Origin of the sequence: Synechococcus sp. CBW1107 (genome assembly GCF_015841355.1) — a bacterium.
GTDB lineage: Bacteria > Cyanobacteriota > Cyanobacteriia > PCC-6307 > Cyanobiaceae > Regnicoccus_A.
Genome location: NZ_CP064908.1, coordinates 219,276 through 234,069, shown reverse-complemented (window position 1 = coordinate 234,069; position 14,794 = coordinate 219,276). Strand labels below are relative to the sequence as shown.

The following is a 14,794-nucleotide window of genomic DNA, read 5'->3' as shown; positions in this document are numbered from 1 at the left end:
CAGCTCATCGCCTGGATCAGATCGGCTGCCCAACGTCTGGAAGGCCTGTCTCGGTACAGCTCAGAAAAAGAATTTCACCCCCATCTCAACGCCATTCTGGTTGATGTCATAGGCATTCTCCGGGGACTGATCGTTGGTCCCACCGAGGTGGAGATAGCGCCAGGAGAGATTGAGCTGGGTGTTGTTGCCCACCGCATAACCCAGACCAACCTGGGCATTGGCGGAATAGTCGTCGGAGTTGTTGACGCCGAAGCCGCCGACATCACCCCGGGCGAACAGGCGCAAGCGCGGCGAGAGGAACACACTGGCCTGCGTCCCCAGCAACGGCTGAGTCACGGTGCCACCGAAGCTCCTGGAGCGGGCGAGGCTCAGAAGCGGTCCGTCGAACTGGGCCCTCAGGTCGTAGCGCATGTCGACGAATCGCACGCCCGCATAGGGGATCACGCTGAAGCTGCCGGCCTTGGCAACGGCCTGCTCCCTGTCACCGAAGCGATAGCGAAGGGCCACGTCATAGATGCCCTGGATGTTGTTCAGCTTCGCGCTCAGTCGTCTGCTGCCAGCGGGGGACGTCACGGCGTCTTCCCCGCGCACCGACACATAGCTCAGGTCGGTGAGCAGACCCAGCCGCTTGTACTCGACGCTGCCTCGGACGTAGGCCGCCATGGTCAGCGGACGCAGCACCTGCTCAAGATCGAGGTCCACATCGGCGGTCAGCCCCCTGACGGTGGTGCTGCCTGTGGTGCGCAGGGGAGCGAAGCCATACAGCTCCACCGTGGCGCTCCAGGGGGAGGGTGCGGGGGGCTCGGCTGTCTGCTCCTCCTCGGCGAAGACGGCGGCCGGGAGCATCAGCGCCTGGAGCAGAGCCGTGAGCCCAAGCAGGAGAGCGTTCCGGGGTTGGCGTGTCGGACGCGCGTGAAGGGAGCTGAGCAACGGCTTCGGTGATGCACAGAACGTGCGGCAAGAGTAAGGGTGACCTCCCCCCCTGTCCGTGTGGATCCACGAGCAGGTTCACCGGCAGCTGGTTCATGCCGGGTGCCGGCCCATGACCTCCAGATAGCGATCCTCGGCTTCCCGCACCAGCAGCTGTCCGAGGCCGGCCTGACGCAGCTGGTCCTGCACCTCCTGAACCGTGAAGGCAGCCCCGAGGGACTGGCGGTAGTCGTGCCGGAGCACGGGAGGGGCCCCCGCCGCATGGGTGGCCACCAGCCGCTCGAGGGTGGTCTGATCGGGGGGGCGGCGCAGATCCTTGATGTAGATCGCGGCCCCGGGGGCCGCCAGTTGGCGCACCGTGCTCCAGAGAACCTGGGGATCGTGGAGATGATGCAGCAGGCTGTTGCTCACCACAGCGTCGTAGCCCCCCTGCAGCCGGGACGAGGGGAGCAGCGCCTGCACGAAGCTCACGGATCCGCAGGGCGGGGAGTCCTGCTGGTGCTGTCTCCGCTGATCCAGGCGGGCGAGGGCGATGGCCAGCATCGCGCCTGAACCATCCACTCCCACCACCCGGCTGGAGGGGTAGCGGCTCGCCAGCCGGAAGGTGATGTTGCCGGGGCCGCAGCCCAGATCGAGGATCCGCTCTCCGAGCCGGGAACCGAAACAGAGGGCGATGCGGTCCACCATCGCCTGGTCGCTGGCATTGAAATCGGCAGCGGCATAGGCCCAGGCCTGCTCGGCCCCATCCATCAGTTCGGGTTCGCAGATGCGCTCGATCAGACTGCTCCAGGGGGTCGTGGCATTCTCTCCCGGGCGGCTTCAGGGGCTGGATCGGCGCTGGGAGGGCTGACGTTCCCCACTGCTGGAGAACTGCTGCCAGCTGATCTGCTCGATCGTGCCCAGGGTCTCGGACTCGCCAGAGGCGGTGGTCACCGTGATCAGGTCCGGGCGGCCCGCCAGCACCTTCAGTCCTGACCCCAGAGAAAAATTGCCGGTGCCGGTGAACAGACCCCGGAACAGCTCCTTGTCCTCGCCATTGCGCACTTCCAGCCAACTGGGTTCACGGCTGCTGAGCTGAAGGCTTCCCTGGCTGGGCTTGCCGGCACTGGTGGACTGGCTGGGCTTGCCGGCTGGGCTGATGGTTGTGCTGGCCTCGGCTCCCGCGGGTGGGCGCGTCGTGGTGGTGGCCTTGGGCTGGCTTGGCTTCCACCCCAGGGCCAGGCCCACCACGAGGGCCACCACGCCGGCAACGCCTGCCAGCAGCCAGGTCACTCCGACCCGTCGGGGCTTTCGGGCTGGCTCAAGCCGGGCGGTGCTGCTGGGGTCCCGGGGAGCCATGGCGGGAGCCGCCAGGCTCACCCTCGCCACGGGAGCCGAGGAAGGTGCGGCCGTGCGTTTGACTCCAGGCAGGTGGATCTCCAGCAGGGGCTCGGTCAGCTGGTCGGCGTCGAGGCCGAGGCTGGTGGCCACCCGTCTGGCCTGGGCAATCAGGTAGATCCTCTCGGGCAGCCGCGTGTGGTCGCCAGATTCCAGGGCATCGAGCCGGTCGGCGGAGAGGTAGTTCTGCTCCGCCAGCACCGCCAGGGGGATGCCCTGGGCTTCCCGGGCTTCAGCGAGCGTCCGGCCCAGGCTCACCAGAATGGGTAGACGCTCCACGGTTGAAGGGTCGGCTGTGTCGGCCGGTTCGCAGGGCTCCGCCGGGTGGGACGCGCGCTCGCTCACGCTGGGGTTGCGGTCGATGGACTCCATCATGAAGGGAAGGTCCGATGCCGTCAGACGCCTCTGCTGCATCAGCGGCCCTGGGGAACGACCGCACAGGTCAGGGGCTGTTCCGCTTGTGCGTGAGTGCGGATCCAGCGCGCTTCCCGGCCCTTCACCCAGAACTCCTGGCCCAGGGAGCTGTAGCGGGCGCCACTGCCGGAGGGGGCCTGGGGCAGGCGCACCGCCTGCTCCTCCACGATCAGCACCACCTGCCGCGGGTTCTCGGGGAAGAACAGGGCCGTGACCTGCAGCGTTTCTCCAGGGCCGCTGCAGCGATAGTCCGCCCGGATCGCTGGTTCGGCGATGGCGGCCTGAGTGATCAGCAGCACGCTTCCCAGGCCAGCTCCCAGGGTCGACAGCACCACCGGGGTCGGCAGCACCGGGGCTCGTAGCAACGAAAGGCCGACCATGGCGTGGATCCTGACGTGCCCTTGCACTGTGCCATCACGAGACCCAATCTGGTGCCAGCAGACTGCAGGCCCCATGCACGGTTCACGATGAGGAGCTCCAGGCCCCAGCTGCGCCTCTCCCGCTCTGGCCAGCGCCACCGGGCCAATCCCTGGATTGAGGGGGTGGCCCGAGTGCTGCTCGCCCTGGTGTTCGTGCATGCCCTCGTCGGCAAGCTGACCAACTTCGGCGCGGTGGCCGGCACGATCGCGGCCCGAGGCCTGCCTCTGGCCCCTCTGCTGCTGGTGCTGGCCATCGCGCTGCTGGCGGTGGGATCGGCCCTGCTGATCCTGGGCTGGCGTCAGCGTCTGGGAGCGGTGTTGCTGCTGGTCTTCCTGGTGCCCACCACCCTCATCTTCCACAGCGAGCTGGCTGACACCGCCGACCGCATCCAGCTGCTGAAGAATCTGGCGATCGTGGCGGGTCTGCTGCTGGTGGCCAATCAACCGCCGGTCGAGCGGCGGCCGAGGCTCCGTCGATAGCAGAGCCGGCTCAGTAGAGCCGGCTGAGCACGAAGTCGGGAAGGCTGAGCAGGGCTGTGCGCGAGTCGGAGGGGCTGAGCCACTGCAGGGCTTCACCGGCCTCGCGGGCAAACCCTTCGGCCAGGGCCCTGGAGCGGGGGATCGCTTCGCAGCCCCGCACCAGGGCCAGGGCCTGGGCGAGGTCCTCGGGCTCACAGAGTTCCCGTTCAATCAGGCCGGCCAGGGCAGGACGTTCCTCCAGGGCAAAGAGCACCGGAGCCGTGAGATAGCCGGTGGCCAGATCGCTGGCGGCGGGCTTGCCGAGCTGCTGGTCGCTGCCGGTGAAGTCGAGAATGTCATCGACCACCTGGAAGGCAAGGCCGAGCTGGCGCCCGAAGCGGTAGAGGTCTTCGAGGCGGTCGTCAGCGAGGCCGCTGAGCACACCGGACGCCTTGGCGCTGTTGGCGATCAGGGAGGCCGTCTTGCAGTAGCTCTTGTCGAGATAGGTCTCGAAGCTCTGGCCGGTGTCATAGCGGTAGAGGCCCTGCCTCACCTCGCCATCGGCGAGGTCCATGATCACGCGGGAAAGCAGCTTGACGACGGCTAGGTCGTCGAGGTTGGCCAGGTGCCAGCTGGCCTGGGCAAAGAGGAAATCACCGGCGAGCACCGCCAGGCGATTGTTGAAACGGCTGTGCACCGTGTCCACACCGCGCCTGGTGGAGGCCTCGTCCACCACGTCGTCGTGAACGAGCGAGGCGGTGTGGATCATCTCGGTGATCTCCGCCAGGCGCCTGTGGCGGCTGGAGAGTTCGCCGTCGGGAGAGAGGGCGCGGGAGAGCAGCAGCACGATGCCGGGGCGGATCCGCTTGCCTCCAGCACTGAACAGGTGCTCGGCTGCCGCCTGAAGAATGGGATGCCCCGCTCCGATCAGACTGCGCAGATCGCTCAGCAGGGTTTCCAGGTCGTTCTCGACCGGCTGGAGCAGCTCTGCAACGGTGGCCATGTCTCCCGCCCGGTGCGCAGATCCTAGAAGGCTCCCACCGACGAACGCAGGCAGACCTGCTCCACCTGGGGTTGCCAGCCGAGCCAGGGGGCTGCGGCCAGGGCAAAGGCCTCGGCATCTCCCGTGACGCAGAATCGTCCCCGCTCCACCGGCACCTCCCTGGGGTGCAGGCCACAGCAGCGGGCCTGATGGACGGGTGCCTTGCCCAGCCGTTGACCCAGCTGAGCCACCGCCGCCTGGGCCGGATCCACCAGCACCACCTCGGGCGGAAGCAGCTCACGCAGCAGCTCCTCCAGCAGCGGGTAATGGGTGCAGCCCAGCACGATCGCCTCCACCCGCTCCGCCAGCAGCGGCTCCAGGTAGGAGATCGCCGCGGCGCGCAGGCGTGGATCGTCGAAATTGCCGTCTTCGATCAGGGGCACGAAGGCCGGACAACCGATCTCGATCACATGGCAGGAGGGATCGGCCTGGCGCAGGGCCCGTCCATAGGCCCCGCTGCCGGCCGTGGCGGGAGTGGCGAGCACCCCCACCCGCCGGCAATGCAGCTGGCTGGCCACGCAGTCGATCAGGCCGAACACGGGGATGCCTTCACCGGCTTCGGCCTCGGCGATGTCGAAGGCCAGGGCGTTGGTGGTGTTGCAGGCCATCAGCACCGCATTCACGTTCTGCACCCGCAACCAGCCCACCACTTCCGCGGCGATCCGGCGGATCTCGTTGGGAGAGCGATGGCCGTAGGGCACACGGGCGGTGTCGCCCAGGTACACGAAGGGAAGATCGGGATGATGCTCGAGCATCCGCCGCAACACCGTCAGCCCGCCCAGTCCGCTGTCCAGCAGGCCGATTCGCTGCTCCATCAGCCCCCTGCCAGATAACGGAGAATACCGCTGCTGATCGCCTGGGCCAGTCGCTGACGGTGGGAGGCGGTGGCCAGACGCGGGGAGTCGATGTCGCCGGTGACGAACCCGGTTTCCACCAGGGCGGCGGGCATCACCGTTCGGCGGATCACGAAGAACCGTCCGGTGCGCACCCCCCGATCCGGACTCCCTGGTGACACGGCGAGCACTTCCGACTGGATGGCGGCCGCCAGAGCTCTGGAGAGCGAGCTCTGGAAGTAGAAGGTTTCGATCCCGTTGACATCCGGCCGGGCCATGCTGAGGGCGTTGGCATGAATGCTGACGAAGGCATTCGCCCCGCTGCTGTTGGCCAGGGACACCCGCGGTGGCAGGTCCACGTCGATTTCCGAGGTGCGGGTGAGCAGCACCTGGACCCCCTTGGCCTGGAGCAGCCGCGCCACCTGGAGGCTGATGTCGAGCACCACATCGGTTTCGCGCAGCCCGCCGATGCCCACAGCCCCGGGGTCGGGCCCCCCGTGGCCCGGATCGATCACGACCCGGTAGCGCCCGCGGGGCACATCGGGAAGTCCGGCCGAGGAGAGGGGCGTCCGGCGGTAGCCGGGGGTGAAACCCGGATTCGACCGCCATGGAACGGAGGCGGCGGTCACATCCCCCTCACCCACCGTGCGCAGGCTGCCATTGGGAAGACCCTCGAATTCGAGCTTCCAGCGGTCCCTGGCGGTGCCCACCAGCCTCAGCCGTCTGGGATCGAGCTGGGTGCCTGGCTGAAACTCGAGCACCAGCCGGGTGGTGCCGGGATCCGGCTTGCCGATGCGGACCTCCCGCAGGATGCCGTTGCCGCGGATGCTGCGGGTGCGGCTGGGAGCTCCCGGCAGATCCACCCACACCCTGGGCCCGGTGTTCCCGCGGCCCGCCTCGAAGAAAGCCTGGAGGGAAATCGACGGGGACGTGCGCAGCTCCAGCACGCCATCGCTGTTGATGCGCCAGGCCGCCAGGGCACTGGCCGCCCAGGCCGGCAGAGCCGCCAGCAGCAGGGTGGCCTGAAGCGCTCCACCGAGGAGAACGGTGGTCAGCGGGCCGAGACGGGGTAGGCGTGACTTCCTCAGGATCAGAACAGCGAAGGACGACGGTGGTTGAGGCTGGGCATCTGGGCACGGACCCGACGGCCATGGTCAGGGTCGACGGGGGCCACCGCAAGCCCGACACCGATGCCGGCGTCGGCCAGGACCGTGCCCCAGGGATCGATCACCAGGGCGTGGCCGTGGCTCTGGCGGCGTCCGTAGTGCAGTCCCGTCTGGGCCGGGGCGAGAACGTAGACGGTGTTCTCGATCGCCCGGGCCTGCAGCAACACCTGCCAGTGGTCCTTGCCGGTGAAGGCGGTGAAGGCTGCCGGAATCATGATCAGCTCAGCGCCTGCACCGGCCAGGTGGCGGTAGAGCTCGGGGAAGCGCACGTCGTAGCAGATCGAGAGGCCGATTCGGCAGAGGCCGGGAGCATCGACCACAGGTGGCAGCGTGGTGCCGGATCGGACGGTTTCCGATTCCCTGTAGGTGTTGCCGTCAGGCAGATCCACATCGAAGAGGTGGATCTTGTCGTAGCGGGCCAGCAGCTGGCCGTCACGGCCCACCAGTTCCGCCCGGTTGTAGGTGACCCGCTCGCCGGCGGGCACGGGGAAGCCCCCGCCGAGGAGTGTCACCTGGTAGCGCCGCGCCATCGTGACCAGGAAGCGGCTGCAGCGGTCCGCCAGGCTGGGGGCCAGCTCCAGGCGGCGGTTGTCGTCGCCCATGAAGGCGAAATTCTCAGGAAGTCCCACCAGCTCGGCGCCGCGCCGGGTGGCGAGCTCGATCTGTTCTTCGGCGGCGGCGAAGTTGGCGTCCGGATCGGGTGTGCTGGTGAGTTGCACCGCGGCAGCCAGAAAGCTCGTCACCGGAGGGAAGTGCCAGGTCGGCGGAACTTTAGGGGGAGGTCCGTCGGGGGGCGGCCAGGGCGGCCCCCTCATGGGCTGGCCTCAGCTGGCTTTGAGCACTCCGGGTTCGGCCTGCATCGGCACGATCGTGAGGGTGTCGAGCGCGGCACAGCACTGGAAGTCGGCATCGTGGTTGCCGAGCCTCTCCAGGCGTTGGCCATGGCTGGCGGTGCGCAGGCAGCCCTCGGGGTCGTGCCGCCACTGCTGCCAGAGGGCCAGGGCCGCCACCATCTCGTCGTTCCCCGCCACCACGTTGATCCCCGCGGCCGGTGCCAGCTCGAGCAACGCGGCCCCCACGGCGCCCGCCGCCAGGCTGTCCTCCAGCGAATAGGCCCCCTCCCAGCCGCTGCCCACGATCCAGACGTTCTCAACCTCCCGCTCGATCAGCCGTATGGCCACTGCCGTGCGGTTCGGCAGGCAGGCGGTGAGAAGCAGGGGCAGATCCCGCACCCGGTCGAGGGAGCGGGTTCCATTGGTGGTGCTCATGAAGATGCGCTTGCCCGCCACCAGCTCAGGGGTCACCCCCAGCGGCGAGTTGCCCAGGTCGAAGCCCTCCACCCGGGCCCCGCCGCGCTCACCGGCGGTGAGACGTCGCTCGGGGGGCCAGGCGGCGGCACTGGCTTTGAGGGCCTCGAGGTCGGCAAAGGCCTGGATCGCCTCGGCGCCGTTCTGCAGCGCCCAGGCCATGGTGGTGGTGGCCCGCAGCACATCGATCACCACAGCCGCATCGGGTCTGCCGCCTTCGGCACTCCCCGCTTCCGGCACGCATTCGGAGGTGTGGAAGGTCTGGATCAGCACGGCACGGCGGGTGAGGAGGGTGCGCCACAGTAGGCAGCAACGGATCTGAACCGATGCAGGCAGTGTTGCCGCGGAGCACCACCCGAGACCTGCGGGGCTTTCTGGCGCTGCTCGAGCAACGTGGTCAGCTGCGGCGGATCAGCGCTCCGGTGGATCCCGATCTGGAGCTGGCCGCCATCGCTGACCGGGTGCTGGCCCGCGGTGGACCTGGACTGCTGTTCGAGAACGTGATCGGCAGCTCCATGCCGGTGGCGGTCAACCTGCTGGGCACGGTGGAGCGGGTGGTCTGGAGCATGGGCCTGGAGCGGGCCGAGCAGCTCGAAGACCTGGGCGAGCGGCTCGCCCTGCTGCAGCAACCGCGCCCCCCCAAGGGCCTGCGGGAAGCGGCCCGCTTCGGCGGGGTGCTCTGGGATGTCGTCAAGGCCCGCCCCGACCTCGACCTGCTTCCTCCCTGCCACCAGCAGGTGTTCAAGGGCGAGCAGGTGAATCTCGATGCCCTGCCGCTGCTGCGCCCCTGGCCTGGTGATGCCGGCGGCGTGGTCACCCTCGGCCTGGTGATCACCAAGGACCCGGAAACGGGGGTGCCCAACGTGGGCGTGTACCGCCTGCAGCGCCAGTCAGCGAACACGATGACCGTGCACTGGCTGAGTGTGCGCGGCGGGGCTCGCCACCTGCGCAAGGCAGCGGCCCTGGGCAAGCCGCTGGAGGTGGCGGTGGCGATCGGCGTGCACCCCCTGCTGGTGATGGCCGCCGCCACCCCGATTCCCGTGCAGCTGAGCGAGTGGTTGTTCGCCGGCATCTATGCCGGGGAGGGGGTGCGCCTGGCGAAGTGCAAGACGCTCAACCTGGAGGTGCCCAGCCACAGCGAGGTGGTGCTGGAGGGCACGATCGCTCCGGGCGAGGTTCTCCCGGATGGCCCCTTCGGGGATCACATGGGCTTCTACGGCGGCCTGGAGGATTCCCCCCTGGTGCGCTTCCACTGCGTCACCCAGCGGCGCGATCCGGTCTTTCTCACCACCTTCAGCGGCCGCCCGCCCAAGGAGGAAGCGATGCTGGCGATCGCCCTCAACCGGATGTACACGCCGATCCTGCGCCAGCAGGTGCCGGAGATCGTCGATTTCTTCCTGCCGATGGAGGGCCTCAGCTACAAGCTGGCGGTGATTGCCATCGACAAGGCCTATCCGGGCCAGGCCAGGCGCGCGGCGATGGCCTTCTGGAGTGCTCTCCCCCAGTTCACTTACACCAAGTTCGTGGTGGTGGTCGACAAGACGATCAGCATCCGCGATCCACGCCAGGTGATCTGGGCGATCAGCGCCCAGGTGGATCCCCAGCGGGATCTGTTCGTGCTCGAGGACACCCCCTTCGACACCCTGGATTTCGCCAGCGAGCGGCTCGGGCTCGGTGGCCGTCTGGCGATCGATGCCACCACCAAGATCGGTCCCGAGAAGCGCCACGACTGGGGCGAACCACTGCGGCGCACGGCGGAGCAGGAGGCCAGGGTGGATCGGCGCTGGGCTGAACTGGGCCTCGCGGACATCGATGCCCGTGATCCCGATCCGGTGCTGTTCGGTTACACGCTCGAACACGTGCTCGAGCGGCTGGCCGTCCCGCGCGCTTAGCCCGATGCTCCCTCCCAGGCCGTGATGCTCAAACGCCGGGGACTCCAGGCGATCCAGGCGTTGCTGGAACTGGCACTGGAGCCCGAGAGCTGGCGCTCGGGGCCTGATCTGGCCGCCTGCCAGGCGATTCCCGAGCCGATGCTGGAGCAGGTGCTGCTGCAGCTGCGCCGGGCTGACCTGGTGGAGGCCCGCCGGGGTCGTCATGGCGGCTACAGGCTTCGGCGTGCCGCCGCCGCCATTCCCCTGCTGGAGGTGCTGCGGGCGGTGGAGTCGGATCCCTCCCAGGCTTCGGCTGTCGCGCCCTCCCCCGAGCAGGCGGGGGAGCAGGTGGCCCTGGCCCTGGAGCGGCGGCTGCAGCAGGCGCTGGAGCGGGAGCTGGCCCGGCTCAGCCTCGAGGAGTTGCTCTACGACCTGCGCAGCACCCAGGAGTGCCTCCGCCAGGAGGGGGGCCTGATGCTGGGCTGAAGGCCCTGCTCAAGGGGCGGCCGGCAGCAGCAGGGCCCCGATCGCGAAGCTGGCATAGAGGAGCAGAAGCTGCAGGCCCTCGTACCAGCTGAGCTGTCGGTCCTTGCTGATCCAGTCGACCATCAGCACCGTGCAGCCCAGGCAGGCCAGGGCCACCGGTGGGAAGGCCAGATGCAGATAGCGCGCCATCACCAGCCCCGAGAGGACCAGCACCGGCAGCACGAACAGCAGCAGCTGCAGGCTGGATTCCACCGTGCTGCTCATGGCCAGATCCATGTTGCCGTTGCGGCCCGCCTGGATGGCCACAACGGCTTCCGCGAAGCAGCCGAACAGGGGCAGCAGCACCAGTCCCACGAACAGGGGATTCAGATCGAGCTGGGCCACCAGTTGCTCCAGGGAGCTCACAAGGGCCTTCGATACCCCCACCAGCAGGAGACTGACCAGGGCGATCAGCACCAGGATCGTGGCCAGCGAGGCCCGATGCCGGCCAAGCGCGCTGACCATCTGAAGTCCACGACTTGCCTCGACTCCGGCAAACAACCGACGGTGGGTGCCGAGTTGATAGACGAAGGAGAGCAGGTAGTACCCCAGCACCAGGGCCGCCACCAGGGCTGAATAGAGGGCGAAGCCTTCGAAGCGGTCCGAGCCCGCGGAGATTCCCTCCCCCTGATGAAGCAGGAAGATCGAAGGCACCGAAAGCAGAATGGTGCTGATCAGCAGCTGCTGGGTCTGCAGCTGCGTGCTGTGAGCGTGGATCGGCACCGCGATCACGCGGCGGCTGGCCACCAGTGTGCTGAGCCCGAGCACCAGCAGGCAGTTGGTGATCACCGCGCCCGCCAGGCTGGTGACCACCAGGGGGTAGAGGCCGCTGTTGAGGGCGGTGAACGAGACCACAAGCTCCACCAGGTTGCCCAGAGCCACTCCCACCAGACCGCCGAGCCGGTTTCCCAGTCGCTGGGCCAGGGCTTCCACCAGCACGGCGATCATTCGCCCCAGGGGCACCAGGCCAAGCCCGTGGAGCCCGAAGCTCAGCAGCACCGGGATCCGCTCCAGGGCGGGAAAGGGAACGGAGAGCAGCGTCAGCAGGGTGAAGGGCAGCAGCAGGCTCCAGCGGCTGATCAGCAGCCGCCGGATCAGATCAGCCATCACCCGGCTCCTCGGCTCCGAGATAGGAGGTCCTGAGATCCTCGTGGGCCAGGAGTTCGGCGGCGCTGCCGCTGAGGCTGACGCGGCCGGCCTGGAGCACCACGCCCCGGTCAGCGATGGCCAGGGCCGCCTGGGCGTTCTGCTCCACCAGCAGGATCGTGAGTCCCTCGCGATGAAGCTGCTGCAGGATCGCCATCACCTCGGCCACCAGCATCGGTGCCAGCCCCAGGCTGGGTTCATCCAGCAGCAGCAGCCGCGGACGCCCCATCAGCGAGCGGGCGATCGCCAGCATCTGCTGCTCTCCGCCGGAGAGGCTGCCGGCCAGTTGCGCGCGGCGCTCCCGCAGGCGGGGGAAGCGCTCGTAGCAGCGCTGAAGATCCAGCTCGATCCCGCGCCGATCGCGGCGCAGGTAGGCCCCGAGCTCAAGATTCACGGCCACCGTCTGGCGGGCAAGCACCCGGCGCCCTTCCGGGCAGTGACCGATCCCGAGCCGCACCGTTCCCTCGGTGGCGGTCCTGGCCAGAGAGCGGCCCTGCCAGTCGATCCGTCCCGTCTCCGGCTTCACCAGCTGCGAGATCGCCCGCAGGGTGGTGCTCTTGCCGGCACCGTTGGAACCCAGCAGGGCCACCAGTTCCCCGTCGTGGATGTGCAGATCGACGCCACTGAGGGCGCTGATCGCTCCGTAGCGCACCGAGATATCCCTCAGGGCCAGCAGCGGCGGGGCGGTGCTGGAGCTCATGGGCTCACCCCCAGATAGGCCTCGATCACCGCCGGGTCGTGGCGCACGCGCTCAGGGGTGCCCAGGGCGATCCGCCGGCCGAAGTTCAGCACGGCCAGCCGGTCGCAGAGGCGCATCATCAACGGGACATGGTGCTCGATCACGAGCACGCTGAGATCGAAGCGGGATCGCAGGCGGCGGATCAGAACCGAGAGCTCCTCTTTCTCGATCGGGTTCATGCCGGCGGCCGGTTCATCCAGCAGCAGCAGCCGTGGGGCGGTGGCCAGGGCGCGGGCGATCTCCAGCCGCCGTTGCGACCCATAGGCCAGGCTGCCGGCCGGCCGGCCGGCAGTGGTGTCGAGATCCACCAGCGCCAGCAGCTCCAGCGCCTGTTGGCGCAACTCCCCCTGGTGCTGACGAAACGGTCGTCCCCCCAGCAGGGCGGCGTTCAGGGGGGAGCCCGCGCTGTGGTGCAGACCGATCAGCACATTCTCCAGGCAGCTCAGCCGCTGGAACAGGCGCAGGTTCTGGAAGGTGCGGCCGATCCCCAGACGGTTGATCCGGTCGGGCGGCAGGCCGTCGATCGCTTCACCACCCCAGCGGATCGACCCGGCCGTGGGCCTTCCCACCCCGGAGATCAGGTTGAACAGGGTGGTCTTGCCGGCTCCATTGGGACCGATCAGTCCGAAGATCTCTCCCGGCTGCACCTGAAGGGACACCCGATCCAGGGCGAGCAGGCCGCCGAAGCGGCAGCTCACCTCCTCCAGGACCAGCAGGGGAGCTGCAGCCGTTCCTTGGGCTGAGGCGGTCGGCATCAGGGTCGTCGCAGAGCGTCCCGGAGCCTGGCGAAGCGCTCCGGGGTGACCAGGCCCTGGGGAAAGAGGATCGGCCCCACCAGGATCACCAGGCCGAAGAGGATCAGGCGCAGATCCCCCACCGGCCGCAGCAGTTCGGGCAGGGCCGTGATCACCAGGCCCCCCAGCACCGGCCCGAGCCAGATCCGCGAGCCCCCGAAGACCACGAACGCCAGGGTGGTGACGCTGGCATCGAAGCTGCCCTGACGGGCGTTCCACGTGTTGAGGAAGTGGGCGGCCAGGACACCGGTGAGGGCGGCGATCACGGCACTGAGCACGAAGGCGGTGAGTTTCACGTCGGCCGTGGGGATCCCCATGCAGCGGGCCGCCAGCTCGTCATCGCGGATGGCCGCCATGGCCCGTCCCAGCCGCATGGCCTCCAGACGGGCACAGAGCCAGCAGACCAGTGCCAGCAGGATCCCGGTGGCCAGGGCATAGCCCCCCGGACCTGCGAAGGGCTGGGGAATGCCGAAGATCCCCACGGCGCCGCCGCTCCAGTCCAGGTTGAGGTTCAGCACCCGCAGGATCTCCACCAGGGCGATGGTGGCGATGGCCAGATAGATGCCGCGCAGCTGCAGCACAGGTCGGCCCAGCAGCAGGGCCACAGCGGCCGCCACCAGGGCCGCCAGCAGCAGCTCCAGGGCCAGGGACGTGAGGGGATAGCCCCCCCCATCACCCGTGAGGGCGGGCCAGCGGGTGGAGAGCAGGGCGGCCACATACCCGCCGATGACATAGAAGCCCGGTGTGGCGAGGGAGAGCTGACCGCAGCGCAGGGGCAGGTAGACCGAGAGGGCCAGCAGGGCGCCGAAACCCATCTGCACCAGCAGGGAGAGATCGCTCACACCTTGTTCGCCAGAGGTTTGCCGAGCAGTCCCTGGGGCCTGAGCAGCAGCACCAGAAACAGAATCGCAAAGGCCACCCCGTCCTTGTAGCCGGAGAGCTCCGAGGGCACCAGGGCTTCGGCCAGTCCCACGATCAGGCCGCCCAGCACCGCCCCAGGCACACTGCCGAGCCCCCCCAGCACCAGCACGCCCAGACCCTTGAGCCCGTAGCCGATGCCGAAGTAGGGCCCCGCGATGCTCACGCTCAGCCCCACCAGCCCGCCGGCCACCCCCGCCAGGAAACCGCTCAGCGCGAAGGCCAGGCGGATCATGGCGCCGGAATCGATGCCGAGCAGGCGGGAGGTGATGGGATCTTCCGCCACCGCCTGGAGGGCCTTGCCGTTGCGGCTCCCCTCCAGCCAGATCGTGAGCAGCGCCAGCAGCAGGGCGGCCACCAGCAGCAGGAGCAGCTGCACGGTGCGGATCTGGGCGCCGCCCAGGCTCAGCGCCGGCGGCAGGGCCGCCAGGGTGGAGGCTGGTATCGAGTAGCTCTCAGCTCCCATCAGCAGCTGCACCAGGTTCACCAGCACCACCCCGGCCCCCAGGCTGGAGATCAGGTAGAGCAACGGTTCGGCGTCGCGCTGGCGCAGGGGGCGGAAGGCCACGGCCTCCACGCCCAGGCCCACCAGGGCGGAGCCGGCTCCGGCCACGGCCAGGGCCAGCCAGAACGGCAGGGCAACGGGCAGTTGCCAGCCCGCCAACAGCCCATTGGCCCCCACCGCACCACCGATCAGCAGGTAGGTGAGGTATCCCCCGATCGTGAACACCGCCCCATGGGCGAAGTTGATCACCCCCAGCACCGAGAACACCAGGGTGTAGCCGAGGGCGAACAGGGCATAGACCGAACCGGAGGCCAGGCCGTTGATCAGAATCTGCAGGAGATGAACCACG

General features: G+C 68.6%; 17 protein-coding genes. 3 read left to right on the top strand and 14 right to left on the bottom strand.

Annotation, left to right across the window (positions count from 1 at the left end):
• Nucleotides 1-60: 60 nt before the first annotated feature.
• The 4 genes from I1E95_RS01260 to I1E95_RS01245 form a co-directional block, all read right to left on the bottom strand.
• Entirely contained in the window at nt 61-846 is a 786-nt protein-coding gene (locus I1E95_RS01260) for a hypothetical protein (protein WP_197164686.1), read from the bottom strand.
• Nucleotides 847-1,023: 177 nt separating this feature from the next.
• A complete protein-coding gene (locus tag I1E95_RS01255) occupies nt 1,024-1,680 on the bottom strand; it encodes a trans-aconitate 2-methyltransferase (protein ID WP_197164684.1) in 657 nt (218 codons plus the stop codon).
• Nucleotides 1,681-1,749: 69 nt separating this feature from the next.
• Complete coding sequence (locus tag I1E95_RS01250) at nt 1,750-2,682, bottom strand: helix-turn-helix transcriptional regulator (RefSeq protein WP_231594773.1); 933 nt, start codon at nt 2,680-2,682, stop codon at nt 1,750-1,752.
• A gap of 38 nt (nt 2,683-2,720) precedes the next feature.
• Complete coding sequence (locus tag I1E95_RS01245; RefSeq protein WP_197164680.1) at nt 2,721-3,101, bottom strand: MliC family protein; 381 nt, start codon at nt 3,099-3,101, stop codon at nt 2,721-2,723.
• A gap of 87 nt (nt 3,102-3,188) precedes the next feature.
• Between I1E95_RS01245 and I1E95_RS01240 the strand changes: the two genes are divergently transcribed.
• Nucleotides 3,189-3,620 (top strand): DoxX family protein, encoded by a 432-nt coding sequence (locus tag I1E95_RS01240; protein ID WP_197164678.1) that lies wholly within the window; start codon nt 3,189-3,191, stop codon nt 3,618-3,620.
• Between the two features lie 10 nt (nt 3,621-3,630).
• On the opposite strand, the gene sds is transcribed toward I1E95_RS01240, so the two are convergent.
• The 5 genes from sds to I1E95_RS01215 all read right to left on the bottom strand — a co-directional run bounded on the left by sds (nt 3,631) and on the right by I1E95_RS01215 (nt 8,220).
• A complete protein-coding gene (sds, locus tag I1E95_RS01235; protein ID WP_197164676.1) occupies nt 3,631-4,602 on the bottom strand; it encodes a solanesyl diphosphate synthase in 972 nt (323 codons plus the stop codon).
• A gap of 23 nt (nt 4,603-4,625) precedes the next feature.
• Nucleotides 4,626-5,456: a glutamate racemase gene (gene murI, locus I1E95_RS01230; RefSeq protein WP_197164674.1), complete on the bottom strand. Its 831-nt coding sequence runs from the start codon at nt 5,454-5,456 to the stop codon at nt 4,626-4,628.
• Complete coding sequence (locus I1E95_RS01225) at nt 5,456-6,529, bottom strand: N-acetylmuramoyl-L-alanine amidase (RefSeq protein WP_197166940.1); 1,074 nt, start codon at nt 6,527-6,529, stop codon at nt 5,456-5,458. Before I1E95_RS01225 ends, murI begins: the two co-directional genes overlap by 1 nt.
• A gap of 35 nt (nt 6,530-6,564) precedes the next feature.
• Nucleotides 6,565-7,383 carry a carbon-nitrogen hydrolase family protein gene (locus tag I1E95_RS01220; protein WP_197164672.1) on the bottom strand — a complete coding sequence of 273 codons (819 nt, stop codon included), beginning with the start codon at nt 7,381-7,383 and terminating at the stop codon, nt 6,565-6,567.
• 81 nt (nt 7,384-7,464) lie between these two features.
• A complete protein-coding gene (locus I1E95_RS01215) occupies nt 7,465-8,220 on the bottom strand; it encodes a 2-phosphosulfolactate phosphatase family protein (RefSeq protein WP_197164670.1) in 756 nt (251 codons plus the stop codon).
• 53 nt (nt 8,221-8,273) lie between these two features.
• Between I1E95_RS01215 and I1E95_RS01210 the strand changes: the two genes are divergently transcribed.
• Together I1E95_RS01210 and I1E95_RS01205 are read left to right on the top strand one after the other, a co-directional pair.
• The gene (locus I1E95_RS01210; RefSeq protein WP_197164668.1) at nt 8,274-9,839 is read left to right on the top strand and encodes a UbiD family decarboxylase; all 1,566 of its coding nucleotides are present in this window, start codon (nt 8,274-8,276) and stop codon (nt 9,837-9,839) included.
• Between the two features lie 24 nt (nt 9,840-9,863).
• Nucleotides 9,864-10,304 carry an Rrf2 family transcriptional regulator gene (locus I1E95_RS01205; RefSeq protein WP_197164666.1) on the top strand — a complete coding sequence of 147 codons (441 nt, stop codon included), beginning with the start codon at nt 9,864-9,866 and terminating at the stop codon, nt 10,302-10,304.
• A 9-nt stretch (nt 10,305-10,313) separates the two neighbouring features.
• On the opposite strand, the gene I1E95_RS01200 is transcribed toward I1E95_RS01205, so the two are convergent.
• From I1E95_RS01200 to I1E95_RS01180, 5 genes are read right to left on the bottom strand one after another with little or no spacing between them, the layout of a single operon-like run.
• Nucleotides 10,314-11,450 (bottom strand): calcium:proton antiporter, encoded by a 1,137-nt coding sequence (locus tag I1E95_RS01200; RefSeq protein ID WP_197164664.1) that lies wholly within the window; start codon nt 11,448-11,450, stop codon nt 10,314-10,316.
• Complete coding sequence (locus I1E95_RS01195; protein WP_197164662.1) at nt 11,443-12,189, bottom strand: ABC transporter ATP-binding protein; 747 nt, start codon at nt 12,187-12,189, stop codon at nt 11,443-11,445. Before I1E95_RS01195 ends, I1E95_RS01200 begins: the two co-directional genes overlap by 8 nt.
• Nucleotides 12,186-12,983, bottom strand: a complete 798-nt coding sequence (locus I1E95_RS01190) for an ABC transporter ATP-binding protein (RefSeq protein ID WP_197164660.1) — start codon at nt 12,981-12,983, stop codon at nt 12,186-12,188. The genes I1E95_RS01195 and I1E95_RS01190 overlap by 4 nt, the downstream gene beginning before the upstream one ends.
• A complete protein-coding gene (locus I1E95_RS01185) occupies nt 12,983-13,864 on the bottom strand; it encodes a branched-chain amino acid ABC transporter permease (protein WP_231594772.1) in 882 nt (293 codons plus the stop codon). The genes I1E95_RS01190 and I1E95_RS01185 overlap by 1 nt, the downstream gene beginning before the upstream one ends.
• Complete coding sequence (locus tag I1E95_RS01180) at nt 13,861-14,793, bottom strand: branched-chain amino acid ABC transporter permease (RefSeq protein ID WP_197164658.1); 933 nt, start codon at nt 14,791-14,793, stop codon at nt 13,861-13,863. The genes I1E95_RS01185 and I1E95_RS01180 overlap by 4 nt, the downstream gene beginning before the upstream one ends.
• Nucleotide 14,794 lies beyond the last annotated feature (1 nt).